17 protein-coding genes are annotated in these 15,201 nt (G+C 64.5%); 6 read left to right on the top strand and 11 right to left on the bottom strand.

The window, feature by feature from the left end:
* Nucleotide 1: 1 nt before the first annotated feature.
* The 4 genes from IC232_RS18315 to IC232_RS18300 all read right to left on the bottom strand — a co-directional run bounded on the left by IC232_RS18315 (nucleotide 2) and on the right by IC232_RS18300 (nucleotide 4,793).
* A complete protein-coding gene (locus IC232_RS18315) occupies nucleotides 2-2,170 on the bottom strand; it encodes an RNA degradosome polyphosphate kinase (RefSeq protein WP_246812282.1) in 2,169 nt (722 codons plus the stop codon).
* 146 nt (nucleotides 2,171-2,316) lie between these two features.
* Nucleotides 2,317-3,009, bottom strand: coding sequence for a DnaA ATPase domain-containing protein (locus IC232_RS18310; RefSeq protein WP_190846423.1), 693 nt, complete (start codon nucleotides 3,007-3,009; stop codon nucleotides 2,317-2,319).
* Complete coding sequence (locus tag IC232_RS18305; protein ID WP_190846422.1) at nucleotides 3,002-4,120, bottom strand: AI-2E family transporter; 1,119 nt, start codon at nucleotides 4,118-4,120, stop codon at nucleotides 3,002-3,004. The genes IC232_RS18310 and IC232_RS18305 overlap by 8 nt, the downstream gene beginning before the upstream one ends.
* Nucleotides 4,121-4,262: 142 nt before the next feature.
* Nucleotides 4,263-4,793: a CDP-alcohol phosphatidyltransferase family protein gene (locus IC232_RS18300; RefSeq protein WP_190846421.1), complete on the bottom strand. Its 531-nt coding sequence runs from the start codon at nucleotides 4,791-4,793 to the stop codon at nucleotides 4,263-4,265.
* 377 nt (nucleotides 4,794-5,170) lie between these two features.
* Here IC232_RS18300 and purM point away from each other — a divergent pair, with 377 nt between their 5' ends.
* The 3 genes from purM (at nucleotide 5,171) to IC232_RS18285 (ending at nucleotide 7,391) form a co-directional block, all read left to right on the top strand.
* Complete coding sequence (gene purM / locus IC232_RS18295) at nucleotides 5,171-6,241, top strand: phosphoribosylformylglycinamidine cyclo-ligase (protein ID WP_190846420.1); 1,071 nt, start codon at nucleotides 5,171-5,173, stop codon at nucleotides 6,239-6,241.
* The gene (gene purN, locus IC232_RS18290; RefSeq protein ID WP_190846419.1) at nucleotides 6,241-6,909 is read left to right on the top strand and encodes a phosphoribosylglycinamide formyltransferase; all 669 of its coding nucleotides are present in this window, start codon (nucleotides 6,241-6,243) and stop codon (nucleotides 6,907-6,909) included. Before purM ends, purN begins: the two co-directional genes overlap by 1 nt.
* Nucleotides 6,910-6,980: 71 nt before the next feature.
* Nucleotides 6,981-7,391, top strand: coding sequence for a cupin domain-containing protein (locus tag IC232_RS18285; protein WP_190846418.1), 411 nt, complete (start codon nucleotides 6,981-6,983; stop codon nucleotides 7,389-7,391).
* 82 nt (nucleotides 7,392-7,473) lie between these two features.
* Here the strand turns inward: IC232_RS18285 and IC232_RS18280 are convergent, their stop codons facing one another.
* The 3 genes from IC232_RS18280 to ndk all read right to left on the bottom strand — a co-directional run bounded on the left by IC232_RS18280 (nucleotide 7,474) and on the right by ndk (nucleotide 10,754).
* Nucleotides 7,474-7,839 carry a hypothetical protein gene (locus IC232_RS18280; RefSeq protein ID WP_190846417.1) on the bottom strand — a complete coding sequence of 122 codons (366 nt, stop codon included), beginning with the start codon at nucleotides 7,837-7,839 and terminating at the stop codon, nucleotides 7,474-7,476.
* 255 nt (nucleotides 7,840-8,094) lie between these two features.
* A complete protein-coding gene (locus IC232_RS18275) occupies nucleotides 8,095-10,248 on the bottom strand; it encodes a molybdopterin-dependent oxidoreductase (RefSeq protein WP_190846416.1) in 2,154 nt (717 codons plus the stop codon).
* Between the two features lie 83 nt (nucleotides 10,249-10,331).
* Nucleotides 10,332-10,754, bottom strand: coding sequence for a nucleoside-diphosphate kinase (gene ndk, locus IC232_RS18270; protein WP_190846415.1), 423 nt, complete (start codon nucleotides 10,752-10,754; stop codon nucleotides 10,332-10,334).
* 166 nt (nucleotides 10,755-10,920) lie between these two features.
* Between ndk and IC232_RS18265 the strand changes: the two genes are divergently transcribed.
* Entirely contained in the window at nucleotides 10,921-11,325 is a 405-nt protein-coding gene (locus tag IC232_RS18265) for a DUF2147 domain-containing protein (RefSeq protein WP_190846414.1), read from the top strand.
* A gap of 315 nt (nucleotides 11,326-11,640) precedes the next feature.
* Here IC232_RS18265 and IC232_RS18260 read toward each other — a convergent pair whose 3' ends face one another.
* Nucleotides 11,641-12,348 (bottom strand): glutathione S-transferase N-terminal domain-containing protein, encoded by a 708-nt coding sequence (locus IC232_RS18260; RefSeq protein WP_190846413.1) that lies wholly within the window; start codon nucleotides 12,346-12,348, stop codon nucleotides 11,641-11,643.
* A gap of 188 nt (nucleotides 12,349-12,536) precedes the next feature.
* Between IC232_RS18260 and IC232_RS18255 the strand changes: the two genes are divergently transcribed.
* Together IC232_RS18255 and IC232_RS18250 are read left to right on the top strand one after the other, a co-directional pair.
* Complete coding sequence (locus IC232_RS18255) at nucleotides 12,537-12,788, top strand: hypothetical protein (protein ID WP_190846412.1); 252 nt, start codon at nucleotides 12,537-12,539, stop codon at nucleotides 12,786-12,788.
* A gap of 97 nt (nucleotides 12,789-12,885) precedes the next feature.
* Entirely contained in the window at nucleotides 12,886-13,248 is a 363-nt protein-coding gene (locus tag IC232_RS18250; RefSeq protein ID WP_190846411.1) for a hypothetical protein, read from the top strand.
* Between the two features lie 179 nt (nucleotides 13,249-13,427).
* On the opposite strand, the gene IC232_RS18245 is transcribed toward IC232_RS18250, so the two are convergent.
* The 3 genes from IC232_RS18245 to IC232_RS18235 all read right to left on the bottom strand — a co-directional run bounded on the left by IC232_RS18245 (nucleotide 13,428) and on the right by IC232_RS18235 (nucleotide 15,080).
* A complete protein-coding gene (locus tag IC232_RS18245) occupies nucleotides 13,428-13,793 on the bottom strand; it encodes a cupin domain-containing protein (protein ID WP_190846410.1) in 366 nt (121 codons plus the stop codon).
* Between the two features lie 187 nt (nucleotides 13,794-13,980).
* Entirely contained in the window at nucleotides 13,981-14,442 is a 462-nt protein-coding gene (locus IC232_RS18240; RefSeq protein ID WP_190846409.1) for a GNAT family N-acetyltransferase, read from the bottom strand.
* Nucleotides 14,439-15,080, bottom strand: coding sequence for a glutathione S-transferase family protein (locus tag IC232_RS18235; protein ID WP_190846408.1), 642 nt, complete (start codon nucleotides 15,078-15,080; stop codon nucleotides 14,439-14,441). Before IC232_RS18235 ends, IC232_RS18240 begins: the two co-directional genes overlap by 4 nt.
* Between the last annotated feature and the right edge of the window lie 121 nt (nucleotides 15,081-15,201).

Below are 15,201 nucleotides of genomic sequence, written 5' to 3'. Positions count from 1 at the left end.
GCTAGCGCTGCCCGCGCTTGGCGAGCGCTTTGGGGCTGGAGGTCTTGAGGGATTTGCCACGGCCTGAGAGACTCGGGTTCGTCATGAAATACTTGTGCGCGTTGAATGGTTCCTCGCCCTTGGCCGGCACCACCCGCTGACTCGTTCCGTCGGGGAGTACCGTCCAGCTCTGCTCGTTGTCGAGCAGGTTGGCGAGCATGATCTGGTCGAGCACCTGCTGGTGCACCGTGGTGTTGACGATCGGCATCAGGGCCTCGACGCGGCGGTCGAGGTTGCGCGACATGAGATCCGCGGACGAGATGTACACATGGGCCTTGGGGTTGGGCATCCCGTGCCCGTTGCCGAAGGCATAGATGCGCGTGTGCTCCAGGAAGCGCCCGACGATGGACTTGACCCGGATGTTCTCCGACAGGCCCTTGATGCCGGGCCTGAGGCAGCAGATGCCGCGCACGATGAGGTCGATCTGCACGCCGGCGGCAGACGCATCGTAGAGCGCATCGATGATGTCGGGGTCGACCAGCGAATTGCACTTGCCCCAAATCGCCCCGGGCCGCCCCGCCTTGGCGTGCGCCACCTCCTCGTCGATGTGCTGGAGAAGTCGCTTCTTGAGGGTGAGCGGCGAGACCGCCATGCGCTCCAGCTCCGCCGGCTCCGCATAGCCGGTGACGAAGTTGAAGATCCGCGACACGTCGCGGCCGATCACCGGATCGGCGGTGAAGTAGGACAGGTCCGTGTAGATGCGCGCCGTGATCGGGTGGTAGTTGCCCGTGCCCACGTGGCAATAGGTGATGAGCTGGCTGCCTTCGCGGCGCACGACCATGGACAGCTTCGCGTGGGTCTTGAGCTCGATGAAGCCGAACACCACCTGGGCGCCCGCGCGCTCCAGGTCGCGCGCCCAGCGGATATTGGCCTCCTCGTCGAACCGCGCCTTGAGCTCCACCAGCGCGGTCACGGACTTGCCCGCTTCGGCCGCCTCGGCCAATGCCGCCACGATGGGCGAGTCCGACGAGGTGCGGTAGAGCGTCTGCTTGATCGCCACCACGTTCGGGTCCCGCGCCGCCTGACGCAGGAACTGCACCACGGCGTCGAAGGATTCGTAAGGATGGTGGACGATGATGTCCTTCTCGCGGATCGCAGCAAAACAATCGCCGCTGTGCTCGCGGATGCGCTCGGGAAAGCGCGGATTGTACGGCTTGAACTTGAGGTCCGGTCGCTCCAGCGCCACGAGCTGCGACAGGTCGCGCAGGCCCATCATGCCCTCGACCACGAAGACCTCGTCGTGGGAGACCTCGGATTCCTCGGCCACGAAGAGGCGCAGGTCCTCGGGCATAGCCGCCTCGACCTCCAGGCGGATCACGCTGCCGCGGCGGCGCTGCTTGAGAGCCGTCTCGAACAGGCGCACCAGATCCTCGGCCTCTTCCTCGACCTCGATGTCGGAGTCGCGGATCACCCGAAAAGCGCCCTGCCCCTGCACGTCGTAGCCGGGAAAAAGCCTGCTCGTGAACAGCACGATCATCTGCTCGAGGGCGATGAAGCGCGTGGCCCCGGTCTCGGCGAAATCCGGCAGGCGGATGAAGCGCTCGCCCCGGGACGGCAGGCGGATCAGGGCGTTCAGCACCTTGCCGTCGCTCTGGCGCACCAGCTTCAGGGCGATGGAGGCGCCGAGATTCGGAATGAACGGAAACGGGTGCGCCGGGTCGATGGCGAGCGGCGTGAGCACCGGGAAGATGTGGTTGAGGAAGTAATCCTCGAGCCAGGAGGCCTCGGCCTTCGTCAGGCCCGCTCCATCGGTCAGAACGATGCCTTCCTCCAGGAGGATGTCGCGCAACTCGCGCCAGCGCCGCTGCTGGTCGGAGGCCAGGTGCGAGACCGCGGCGGAAATTTTCGCAAGCTGCTCCTGCGGCGAGAGCCCATCCTGGGACATGGTCGCCACATCCGAGCGGACCTGGCCGCGCAGGCCCGCGACGCGGACCATGAAGAACTCGTCCAGGTTCTCGGCCGAGATCGAGAGAAAGCGCAGCTGCTCCAGGAGCGGGTGATGGGCGTTGGAGGCTTCTTCCAGCACCCGCCGGTTGAACTGCAGCCAGGAAAGTTCCCGGTTGATGAATCGCTGGGGAAACTTCCGCAGCGCCGCACCGTCGAACTCGATATCCGGCGGAGCCTTGGGCAGCGGTGCTTCGCTGACGGTCTCCACCTCTTTCAGGGCAATCGCGCTGCGCACCTCGTTCTCCGCCGCTTCCTTCTTCGGCGCTCGTTTTGCTCTGGGCTTCGTGACGGTTTCACGACGGTTCGACAACAAGGCGTCAGTGTCTGGCTTCACTCGTTCTCATCCGTTTCCTGCGCGGCGCCTAAAATCTCGGCCGCGATCACCCGCGAGACGCGCCGGCCCCGGCTCAGGGCCTCCCGGTCGAGGAGTGCCACGATCTCGGAGGCCTTGGCGAGCGAGCGTTCGATCCGCAGAGCAATATAGTCGACAACGGAGGTGTCGACCACGAGTTGCCTGTCCACGAACAGCTTCACCAGCACGGCCTTGAGAAGGGCATCGTCCGGCGCGCCCAGGGCGACGCTCGGCGCCAGCCGCAGGCGGGACAGGAGATCGGGAGTCTTCAGGGACCAGCGGTCGGGGGGCGTCTCGCAGGTTATCAGCAGGGACGCCTTCTTCTCCCGCGCGAGGTTCAAGAGGTGGAACAGGGCCGCCTCGTCGCGCTCACCCCGATCCATGTCCTCGATGGCGAGCGCCCCGTTCGAGACGAGGTGCGGGACCTTGTCATGGCTAATCGCAGCCGCGTCGACGGTCCAGGCATGGGCGGTCGTCGCCCAGATGGAGGCCAGATGGCTCTTGCCGCTGCCGCGGGGGCCGACGAGCAGGAGGATCGTGTCCGGCCAGTCGGGCCAGGTCTCGATGAGGCCGTAGGCCTGCTCGTTGGACGGGCTGACGAGGAAGTCCTCGGCGCCGAAGCGGGGATCCAGCGGAAGGTCGAAGGCGAGCTGCTTGGGCGCCTCACGCATCGCGATTGGCCTTGTGGTCGATCTCGATGCGGGGCTTGAGGATCACTGGGTCCGTGCCGCGGTAGAGGGGGCTCGCCAGATACTGGCGCAGGGCAAAGCGGGCGATGACCCCGATGGCGGCCGCGAGCGGCACGGCGAGCAGCAGGCCGACGAAGCCGAAGAGCGCGCCGAAGGCCACGAGCGCGAACATGAGCCAGACCGGGTGAAGGCCGACGGATTCACCCACCAGCTTCGGCGACAGGATGTTGCCCTCGACGAACTGGCCGAAGATGAAGATGCCGAGTGTTGCGGCGATCATGGTCCAGTCCGGCCAGAACTGCACGATGGCGACGCCCACCGACAGGATGAGGCCGGTGAGCGAACCCACATAGGGGATGAAGCTCAACAGGCCCGCGGTCATGCCGATCAGGACACCGAAATTGAGCCCGATGAGGGCAAGGCTCACCGCATAGAAGGTGCCGAGGATGAGGCAGACCAGGGCCTGCCCGCGCACGAAGCCGGCGATGGCCCGGTCGATGTCGCGGGCAATGTCGCGGATCGTGTCCCGGTGGCTCATGGGCATCCAGGAATCGACGGTTCTCACCATGCGGTCCCAGTCGACGAGCATGTAGAAGGCCACCACCGGGGTGACCACCAGCAGGGAGAAGATGCCGATCAGCGCCTGCCCGCCGGACCACAGCCCCTGGAGGAAGGTGGTCATCCAGGCGATGCCCTGGCTGATCAGATTGCCCACGGAGGGAGGTGCCGCCGGCAGGGCATCCTCGAGACCGAGGCGGCGGATGAGCGGGCCGAGCTGCTCCGCCCCGAGTTCCTGAAGCCTCGACACATAACCGGGCAGCCTCTCCACGAAGGCCCCCACCTGCTGGGCCGCGAAGGGCACCAGGATCACCAGGGCGACAATGAAGATCAGCACGAACAGCACGAGGATGAGCAGGCTGGCGCCCAGGCGGCCGATACCGGTCTTCTGCAGCCGGTCGGCCAGGGGATCGAGCAGGTAGGCCAGCGCAAAGCCCGCCACGAACGGCAGCAGGATGCCGCGCAGCACGAACAGCAGCAGCACCCCGACGACCAGCGCCGCAATCCAGAACCCGATCTGCCGTTGAACCGTCATCGGCTCCCCATACGTTAGCGCATCGTGCGGAAAAGTGGACCCGGTTTTCCGCCCAGAACGATGCGCCAGTCAAGAAGAGGAGCATCGGATTAGATCCCAAAAGTGGGTCCACTTTTGGGTCCGATGCTTCCCTTTTTGGCCTTCAGGTGGTCATGTGCCTGAGCCAGCCCCCGAGATAGGCACCGGCGGAGGCTACGGTCAAGGCAGCCACCAGCAACATGGCAACATCCTCGAGCCCCGCGAACTCCGCCCCGAAGGCGTTGGCGGCGAGCGCGAAGGCCGCAAACGCGATCTGCGCCCCCGTATTGAGCTTGCTGACGAGGAGCGGCTTGATCTCCACCGGGCGGCTCATGACCCAGGACAGAAGCACGGCGGCCACGATCATCACATCCCGCGACACCACGACGATGGCCAGCCAGCTCGGGATGGCGCCCACGATGGCCAGGGTCACATAGATCGAGACCAGGAGCGCCTTGTCGGCGATAGGGTCGATATAGGCCCCGAACTCGCTCCGCATGTCGAACCGCCGGGCAATGAACCCGTCCACCGCGTCCGAGATCCCCGCCACCACGAACAGCACGAAGGCCGCCACCCACCGCTGCTGCATGATCATGACGATCACGATGGGCACGATGATGAGGCGCCCGATGGTGATGATGTTCGGAATGGTCATCGGGAGCGATGATGGACGCTCGGGGGGCGGAGTTCAATCGGTGGGGTAGAGGGGGTGGGGATAAGATGGCCTGTAGCGAACGCGTCATGGCCGAGCTTGTCCCGGCCATCCCAATGAATTGAAGCGTTGCGCCTCTCGTATCGAGATCACCGGCACAAGACCGGTGATGACGTGGGAGCGCGTCAGAAACGGGAGTGTCATTCCCGGCCGGAGCGCAGCGGAGGGGAAGGGAATCCACTAGCACGCTCGGCGCCATGGATCCCCTTCCCTCGCTCCGCTCGCCGGGGATGACACCCCTCCAATCCCCTGCAATTGCTCAAATCCCCTTGCCTCCCGCCCCCTCCCGTCTTACTGCCCACCCCAACACGGGGTGAGCCATGACGACCGAGAAGCAGACGAACGGCCTGACCTATGCCCAAGCGGGCGTCGACATCGATGCGGGCAATGCCATGGTCGACCAGATCAAGCCTCTGGTGCGGTCCACGCGCCGGCCGGGCGCGGATGCGGAAATCGGCGGGTTCGGCGGGCTGTTCGACCTCAAAGCCGCGGGCTTCAAGGACCCGATCCTGGTGGCGGCCAATGACGGGGTCGGCACCAAGGTGAAGATCGCCATCGACACGGGCATTCACCACACCATCGGCATCGACCTCGTGGCCATGTGCGTGAACGACATCATCGTGCAGGGCGCCGAGCCCCTGTTCTTCCTCGACTACTTCGCGACCGGAAAGCTCTCGCCGGAGGTCGGCGTCCACATCGTCAAGGGCATCGCCGAGGGCTGCCTCCAGGCAGGCTGCGCCCTGATCGGCGGCGAGACGGCGGAGATGCCGGGGCTCTACGCCAAGGGCGACTACGACCTCGCGGGCTTTGCCGTGGGGGCTGCCGAGCGCGGCACGCTGCTCCCCAAAGACGTGAGCGTAGGCGATGTGCTCATCGGCCTGCCCTCATCCGGGGTTCATTCCAACGGCTTCTCCCTTGTGCGCCGGATCGTCGAGCATTCCGGCCTTGCCTGGGATGCGCCCGCTCCCTTCGCGCCGGGCAAGACGCTGGCCCAAGCCCTGCTGGAGCCGACCCGGATCTACGTGAAGGCCCTGCTGGAGGTGTTGAGAGGCGGCGACGGCATCAACGCGCTCTGCCACATCACCGGCGGGGGCTTTCCGGACAATATCCCGCGCGTCCTGCCCGACGGCGTGGGCGTGCGCCTCGATCTCGACGCCATCGCGGTGCCGCCCGTGTTCGGCTGGCTCGCCAAGATCGGCGGTGTTGCGGAAGCCGAAATGCTGCGCACCTTCAACTGCGGCATCGGCATGATCGTGGTGGCGAGCGCGACCCAAGCGGATGCTGTCATGGAGCGCCTGCGCCAAGCGGGCGAGAACCCGGTGCGCATCGGCGAGACGATCACGCACACGGGCGGCGAGCGCGTGCAGAATTCCGGTGCTCTGAAGCTCTAATGACCCGCCGCGTCGCCATCCTGATCTCGGGCCGCGGCTCGAACATGGCCTCGCTGATCGAGGCCGCTCAGGCTGCGAGCTTCCCGGCCGAGATCGCGCTCGTCCTCTCCAACCGCCCCGACGCGGAAGGGCTGGAGCGGGCGAAAGCGGCCGGGATCGCGACGCTTGCCATCGACCACAAGGCCTTCCCGGATCGCGAGAGCTTCGACCGGGTGCTCGACGCCGCGCTGGTGGAGCATGACATCGCCTTCATCTGCCTCGCCGGCTTCATGCGGGTGCTGACGGATTGGTTCGTGGAGCGCTGGGCCGGACGCATGATCAACATCCATCCGTCCCTCCTGCCCCTCTACCGCGGCACCCAGACCCACCGGCGCGCGCTGGCCGACGGCGTGCTGGTGCATGGCTGCACGGTGCATTTCGTGGTGCCGGAGCTCGATGCCGGCCCGATCATCGCCCAGGCCGTCGTGCCCGTGGTGCCGGATGACACGGAGGAGAGCCTCGCCGCGCGGGTGATCGTGCAGGAACATCAGCTCTACCCGCAGGCGCTGCGGATGATCTGCGACGGGACGGCCCGGCTGGAGAACGGACGGGTGATGTTTTCGCGCGGGTGGGATGCGAGCGGCACGCTGCATTCGCCGCGTGATGCGGTGCGCAACGGATCGCAATGACCGATTGACACATGCCCGGAACGGGCGTGGAATCTGACGTGCTGGGGTGGCCTCTTTGACGGGAGGAAGCCATGGAATCGCTTAACCGTCGCCAGACCTTGCTCAACATTGCCGTAGCGTCTGTTGTTCTCCCCTTTGCACCGGCTGCCGCTCAAACCTCCGGCTCATCAGAGGGCCGGGAAGTCGCTCCGGGTGTAAGGCGCGTCGAATATTCGAAGCGCGAGACGATGATCCCGAACTACAAAATCGTGTCGATGCGCGACAACATCTATCAGCCGGGCGCCAGCACCAGCGGTTCGAGCATGGGCAACGACATGGTCTGCCACATGCTGGAAGGCGAACTGACCGTGGACACGGGAGCCAGCGACACCCTCTACAAAAAGGGCGATGTGTGGTCCTGCGCCAAAAACATGCCGGAGCGCAGCAAGAACACCGGCACTACGGTTGCCATCATGCGAGTGATCGACCTGCTGCCTGGGTAGGCTTGGGCACTCTATTCCTTAGAGGCTGAAACGAAGAAGGCCGGGCGAGCCCGGCCTTTTTGCATCGCATGACTGGTTGAAATCACATCTGCGGACGCGGCAGCTTGCAGGCGTCGAGCGCCGTGAGCGCCTTCGTGCGGGCGGTGTCGTTGAACACGCCGGTGTCGCGATAGGCCTGCACCTCGTCGGGGCTGAGCGAACGCATGGTGCGGCCGGCATAGCAGTCGCAGGCCCGGTTGAGGGAGGACTCGCTGGCCTCGCTCTGGAGCTTCGCCTGGGTGATGGCGCAGGCCTGGCTTACGCGGGCGCGCAGCTGAGAGACGCTTTCGCTCTTTAACGCAGGGTCAGGCTGGTATTGCGTCGGCATGCTGGAGGCACCCGCATAGGCGGCGGTCGCGCTGAAAGAGACGGTGGCTGCAACGAGCAGCGCACGGGCGGTCGAGATCATGGATGGCTCCCCAGAGATGAAATCACGTTCGGCGTTTAAGAATAGGCTTGACCGTTCAGGATCAAGGGGGAGATGCGGATAGGCTTAAGAAGGTCTGACCAAACTGCTCAAGAAGCCTTCTATTTCAGTCCTCATCCTGAGGAGGTCGCGCAGCGGCCGTCTCGAAGGAGGATCCAGAGAGCACTGGGCAATCCTTCGAGACGCAGCCTCAAGGCTGCTCCTCAGGATGAAGACTGAGTTGTTTCAATCCGGAATTCAGCCAACGAGCGCCTCGGCGCGGTGGTGCTTGCGCGCTACCGGCGGCTCCAGGGACGGGTCGATCTCCGCCTTCTCCAGCGCAACACGGTTGTCGTGGAAAGCCGCTCCGCCATAGGGCGCCACCTGATCGCCGCCGGTGAGCGTATTGATGCCGCGACCATACGGATGGGCGGCGTTGGGCCAGATGCCCTCGGCGATGAGCACCCCGCGCCGGACGCCCTCGAAGAGCTTGGCGCGAAGATAGACCTCGCCGCGGTGGTTCTTCAGCTTGACCCAATCCCCCTCGACGATGCCCTGCCGGTCGGCATCGACCGGGTGGATCATCACCTCGGGCCGCCGCTCCTTGTCCAGCGAGGTCGGCGTCTCGGTGAAGCTGGAATTGAGGAAGTTGCGGGCCGGGCTCGTGGCGAGGCGGAACGGGTGCTCCTCGGTCGCCGCTTCGATAACCCCCCAATGGTCGGGCAAGGCCGGCATGCTGGCCCAGGGCCCCATGGCGCCGTTGTTGTAGGACGGCACCTTGGTCCAGTCGGGCTTGAAGCGGAACTTGCCGTCCGGGTAACCGAACCCTTTCAGGAAATGTGCCTCCTCGAAGGGCGGCTGCGCGTCAAAGTGAACCTGCGCCTCCAGGTCCTCGAGCGTGCCCCAGCCGGAGTTCTGCAGCGTCCAGTCGATGATCTCGCGCGGCTCCATGGCAAAGCCGCGATGCTTGGCGCCGAGGCGCTGGGCCAGCCCGCGGAAGACCTCGTGGTTGGAGCGGCACTCGCCCGGCGGGTCGATGAGTTTCGGCCCGACCTGGAAATGCTGGTGCCCGCCGCCGGAATAGAGGTCGTCGTGCTCCATGAACATGGTCGCGGGCAGCACGATGTCGGCCATCAGCGCCGTCTCGGTCACGAACTGCTCGTGGACGCAGACGAAGAGATCCTCGCGGGCAAAGCCCTGCTTCACCAGCTCCTGCTCGGGCGCCACGGAGACCGGGTTGGTGTTCTGGATCAGCATCGCCTTCACGGGAGGCCCGTTGTAGAGCGCCTCCGCGTCGCCGGTGAGCACGCGGCCGATCTGCGACTGGTCGAGCACGCGGATGCTTTTGTCGATAGCGTCGTGGCCTTCGATCAGCGCCTTGTTCCAATGGAAGATGCCGCTGTTCGAATGGAGTGCGCCGCCGCCCTCGTATTGCCATGCGCCCGTCACGGCCGGGATCGACAGGGCCGCATGCATGTTGACCACGCCGTTGCGCTGACGCGCGAAGCCGAAGCCGAGGCGGAAATAGGTGCGCTTCGTGGTGCCCACGAGCCTGGCGAAGGCCTCGATCTCCTCCACCGACAATCCTGTGATAGCCGAGGCCCAGGCCGGATCGCGGGTGCGCAGGTGCTCCTCAAGCTCACGCGGATGGTCGGTGTAGCGCTCCAGGTAATCCCAATCCGCATAGCCGTCGCGGAAGAGCACGTGCATGACCGCGCAGGCGAGCGCACCATCGGTGCCGGGGCGCAGGACCAGCGCCATGTCGGCCTGCTTCAGGGTGGCGTTGTTGTAGATGTCGATGGCGACGATCTTGGCCCCGCGTTCCTTGCGGGCCTTCATCGCGTGGGTCATCACGTTGACCTGGGTATGAACCGCGTTCGTGCCCCAGATCACGATGCAGTCGGAGACCGCCATCTCGCGCGGATCGGCGCCGCGCAGATGCCCGGTGCCGGCCACGTAGCCGGTCCAGCTCATGGCCGTGCAGATGGTGGAATACTGGCCTGAATACTTCTTCACATGGCGCAGGCGGTTGATGCCGTCGCGCATCACGTAGCCCATGGTGCCGGCATAGTAGTAGGGCCAGACGGATTCCGAGCCGAACTCCCGCTCCGCCTCCAGGAATTTTTGCGCCACGATGTCCAGCGCCTCGTCCCAGGAGATGCGCTCGAACTGGCCCGACCCCTTCGGGCCGGTGCGCCGCATGGGGTAGAGCAGCCGGTCCGGGTTGTGGATGCGCTCCGCATAGCGGGCCACCTTCGCGCAGATCACGCCCGCCGTATAGCTGTTCGACTTCGCCCCATGCACGCGCCCGATGGTGCGCCCGTCGATCACCTCCACCTCGAGGGAGCAGACGGAGGGGCAATCGTGCGGGCAGACGGAGGCGCGGCGTTCGATGCGGGGAGCTTGGTTCATGGCGGGCGCATGATGAGGGAAAGGCTTAGAAATGAAAAGGCCGCCCGGAGGCGGCCTGAACATGAAGGCTGTGCCGTAGAGGCTTAGCCGACGATCTCGTTGCCCGAGAAGAACTGGGCGATCTCGATCTTGGCGTTGTCCTGGCTGTCGGAGCCGTGGACCGAGTTCTCGCCGATGGACTTGGCGTAGAGCTTGCGGATGGTGCCCTCGGCGGCGCTCTCCGGGTTGGTGGCGCCCATGATCTCGCGGTAGCGGAGCACGGCGTTCTCGCCTTCGAGCACCTGCACGACGACCGGAGCGGAGATCATGAAGTCCACGAGCTCGCCGAAGAAGGGGCGCTCCTTGTGGACCGCGTAGAAGGTCTCGGCCTCGCGGCGGCTCATGAGGATGCGCTTCTGGGCGACGATCCGTAGGCTGGCCTGCTCGATGACGGCATTGACGGCACCGGTGAGGTTCCGCTGGGTCGCGTCGGGCTTGATGATGGAGAAAGTACGCTCGATGGCCATGACAGCTCGCTTTTCTTTATAGGGGAAATGGTGAAGTGGGGCGCTTATAGCGGCGTGCCCCCCAGGCCTCAAGCGCCTTTTGCCCCGGCCCGCTTGGAAAGCTTAACCGCCTCCCCTAGTCTTTCCCCGAGCGGTCCGCTGAAGACCGATCCAAAGGGAGTCAACAATGAGAAAAGCTATCCTTGCCGCCTTCGGCCTTATCATGCTGGCCCTTCCGGCCCAGGCCCAGTCGGCCGATCCGAGCGGCACCTGGGTGACCCAGAGCGGCGATACCCGGGTCAGGATCGCTAAATGCGGCGCCGAATATTGCGGCACCATCGCCTCCTCGACCTATCAGAAGGACACGAACAATGCCGACCCGAAACTGCGGGACCGCGCCATCGTAGGTGTCAGGATGATCTGGGATCTCAAGCAGGACGGGGACGGCTTCACGGGCCAGCTCTACAACCCGCAGGACGGCAAGACCTATACGGGCAAGCTCAAGGTCACGGGCCCCAAAACCCTGCAGCTCTCCGGCTGCGTCTTCGGCGGCCTGATCTGCCGCTCGCAAACCTGGGCGAAGGTGAACTAGAGGCTTTCGTCAACACGGTCATCCTGGACGAAGCGCAGCGGAGATCCGGGACCGCCGGAGGAGTGTGGCACTGGTTCACCTCTCCCTGAGGGAGAGGTCACGCCGTCAGGCGCGGGTGAGGGGTTAGAGGTCTATCCGGACAGGACACTAACCCCTCACCCCAACCCTCTCCCGTCCCAAGTCGGGTGTTCCCGACTTGGGCGAGCAAGAACGGATCTCGGGAACACCCGAGATCCGGGAGAGGGAGTTCAGCGCCACATCCTGCACCCGATCCCGGATCGGCTCCGCCGTCCGGGATGACGATTCATACAAACGCTACCGCGCCTTCTGGCCGAACAGCACGGCCTGGACGGCCGGGTCGGTCAGGTCGGTCTTGTTGCGGTCCTCGGAGCTGACCGCGATACCGCGCTGGACTGCCGGCCGGGCGCGCATCGTCTCCAGCCAGCGCTTCACGTGCGGGAAATCCTCGATGTTCTGGCCCTGACGCTCCCAGAGCTTCGCCCACGGGGCGATGGCCATGTCGGCGATGGAATATTCGCCCGCCACGAATTCCCGATCCGCGAGGCGCTTGTTCAGCACGCCGTAGAGACGGTTGGTCTCGTTGGTGTAGCGCTCGATGGCATAGGGAACCTTTTCCGGCGCGTAGATGCGGAAATGGTGCACCTGGCCGAGCATCGGGCCGAAGCCGCCCATCTGCCAGAACAGCCATTGATCGACCTCGACGCGCGCCCGCTCGTCCTGCGGGTAGAACCGGCCTGTCTTGCGGCCGAGATATTGCAGGATGGCGCCGGACTCAAACACGGAGATCGGCTTGCCCCCCGGCCCGTCGTGATCGACGATGGCCGGCATCTTGTTGTTGGGCGAGATGGTGAGGAACTCCGGCGTGAACTGATCGCCCTTGCCGATGTTCACCGGATGAATCGCATAGGGCAGCCCGCATTCCTCGAGCATGATGGTGATCTTCCACCCGTTCGGGGTGGGCCAGTAATAGAGATCGATCGGTTGCTGCGCGGAAGCCGCCATGAAACGCCTCTCATCAGGTCGCGATACAGGTTCGCGACGGAACGTTAAGCCATAAGATCGGAACTGACACCCTCGCCTGCAACGGAAATCCACGAAATCGACGCATGGCAGCTCATCGGGACTTGCATGTTGCCGCGCGACAATTCAGAAAGTTTATAACATAAAGTAGGCGCTGTGGGGGTGATTCGATGATGATCCGAGTTGTAAACGCGGCTCTTGCGGCCGCCATGACCTTCGCGCTCGCCGGTGCCGCACAGGCCACCGAGACGAAGCCGAAGAAGGCGCCGAGCGCCGCCCAGGTGGCCGCCCGCGAGCGCATGAGCAAGTGCAGCCTCGAGTGGAAGGAAGCCAAGGCCGGCGGCAAGGTCGACAAGACCATGAAGTGGCCTGCCTTCTGGAGCGCCTGCAACAAGCGCCTCAAGGAAGGCACGAAGGCCTGAAGAGGCTTGAAGCATCGGTCCTGAAGGTGACGGCCACCTTCGGGCTTCAATCGATGCTCATCCTCCGACGAACGCCTCGAATGGACAGGAGCTCTCCATGAACTGGCTATCCCGCATCATCACCCGGCAACCGGTGCCCGCAGGCAGGGCCATGCCGCCGCAGCAGGCCCTCTTCATCCGCCTCGATGGAGAGTCGCTTCCTCCTGCCATTTACGAGGAATACGGCCTCTCGGGTTTCGAGAGCCAGCTCGAGGTCGCCCTGGGCGGGCTCGGCGAAGTCGACGGCCATGCCATCGGCGCGACCGATACGATCATCTATCTCTACGGCCCGGACGCGGAAGCGATGTACCGCGCTGTCGAGCGCATCCTGAAAACCCACCCGCTGGCCCAGGACGCGAGCGTGACGATCCGCAAGGGACCTCCCGGCACGGCGCGGCACGAGATCTATACGCTGAACTGAGTGGCCGCCCAGCTCAGTGGCAAGCCTTACAGCTTCGTTCTGAGGCTCTTGCGACTGCAGGCGAGGACCGGCAGTTCGTAAGGCAATGCTCAGATCGTTCCCCAACTCGTCCCGATTTTCGCTCCGCGGCATAACGGCGGCGAAGCGAACATCGTAGGCTTCTCTGACCCGTTGGGACGTCAGTGCTGGTGTTCGGGTGGGGCGAACAAAATCAACTCTGCGCGGTCATTGCCTTCGACATACGCGTCGTGACCGGGTGGGATCTCGAAGAAGTCACCAGGGCCGATGTGCGTCTCGATGCCTGTATCGATCATGCGGACCACAAGCTTGCCGCCAATGCAGTAGCCAGTGTGGCGCATCGGACATGAGTCGGGCGAGCCGAGCAGCGGCTTCTCGTCGGCCTCCCAGGTCCAGCCGGGTTCGAAAAGCGCATGCATGCCAGCCGTGCCATCGGCCATCCTGATAATAGAAATTCGGCCGTGCTCTTTCATGTCGAGCAGTTGGTCGGGGCTTTCAAACCGCCTGATTTCAATTCCAGGAGACATCTCACAACCCTCCGCTGTAGTGGAAAGGAATGCGGCGGAGGCTAGTATCGAAGAGCTTGCGAGGCCGCACAACCGGCCCTGCCGCGAACTTATCGCGGTATCTCGCGATGGGTACCCCACGCGAATCCGTCCAGCCTTCAATCAGCAGCGCCGCACGTCGCCGTTCAAGGTGCGGCAGTCTCACCAACTAGCCGAGCTTCTTCTTGAAACCTTCATGGCTGCGGGAAAATCCCAAGCGCTCGTAGAAGCGGTGGGCGTTCCCACGGGTCTTGCTGGAGGTGAGCTCCATGGCGCGGGCGCCATGTGTGCGGGCGTGGTCTTCCGCGAAAGCCATCATCCTGGCGCCGATGCCCGATGATCGCCGCGCGGTTTTGACCTTCACGCTCTCCACTTTCACCCGCGTCGCGCCACGTCCCGTCAGGTTGGGGATGAAGGTGAGCTGGAAGGTGCCGACGATCTCATTGCCGTCGACCGCCACGAACAATCGGTTCTCGGGGCTGCGCTCGATGGCGGCGAAAGCGGCCTCATAGGCCGGCTTCGTCTCAGGCGACCATGCATCGCCGTGGGAGCCCAGCTCGTCCTCTTCATGCAGGCGGATGATCGCTTCGAGGTCACCGGCCCTGGCTTCTCGAATGATGAGATCGCTCATGCGGCTGCCCGGGATTCCATCGGCAGAAGATCCTTCCGGCCCTTGAATCCGGGCAGATCCTCGAAGCGCCCTGACCAGGCCTGGATGTTGGGATAGGCGGCGAGATCGAAGCCGCCGTCATCCGCAAAGGCGACGACGCCGTAAATGTCGATATCGGCAATGGTGACGCCCTCGCCGACGATCCAGCTGCGCCCGGCAAGATGCTCGTCGAGCACCTTCAGGGCGGCGTTGCCCCCGGCCATGCTGAACTCCAGCACTTCCGGTGCGGCCGGGCGGATGCCGAGCCTGATCGCCCTGGCACGATAGACATTCGAGGCAAGCCGGTCGAAGTCCCAGTACATCCATTCGCGCGCCTGCAGGCGCTCGTCGAGATTGGCGCCGCCGAACTTGCCGGTCATGTCGGCGAGATATTCCATGATGGCCGCGGACTGGCACAGCTGCCGACCGTTGTTGCGGTCGATGAGCAGGGGAACCTGCCCATAGCGCTGCCTGGATATGTAGGGCGGCTGTTTGTGCTCACCCTGCATCATGTTGACATGGACGTAGTCGAACGGCTCGCCGGCCAGCGTCAGCAGCAAGCCGACCTTGTAGGTCGGGCCGGACAAGGCAATTCCGTGAAGTTCGAACCGTGCCGGCATGAGATCCCCCCTGAAGCGATGCAGCTGCCCCCGAACCTAGACGGCTCTCGTCCAACAGAAAAGAACCTGCCGTCAAAGACCTGTGATCTGGCGCCGGCTACCGACAGAATATATGACAGGG

Origin of the sequence: Microvirga sp., assembly GCF_014699075.1 — a bacterium.
Taxonomy (GTDB): Bacteria; Pseudomonadota; Alphaproteobacteria; order Rhizobiales; family Beijerinckiaceae; genus Microvirga.
The sequence above is the reverse complement of the archived record's forward strand: the minus strand, read 5'-3'. Positions and strand labels throughout refer to the sequence as shown.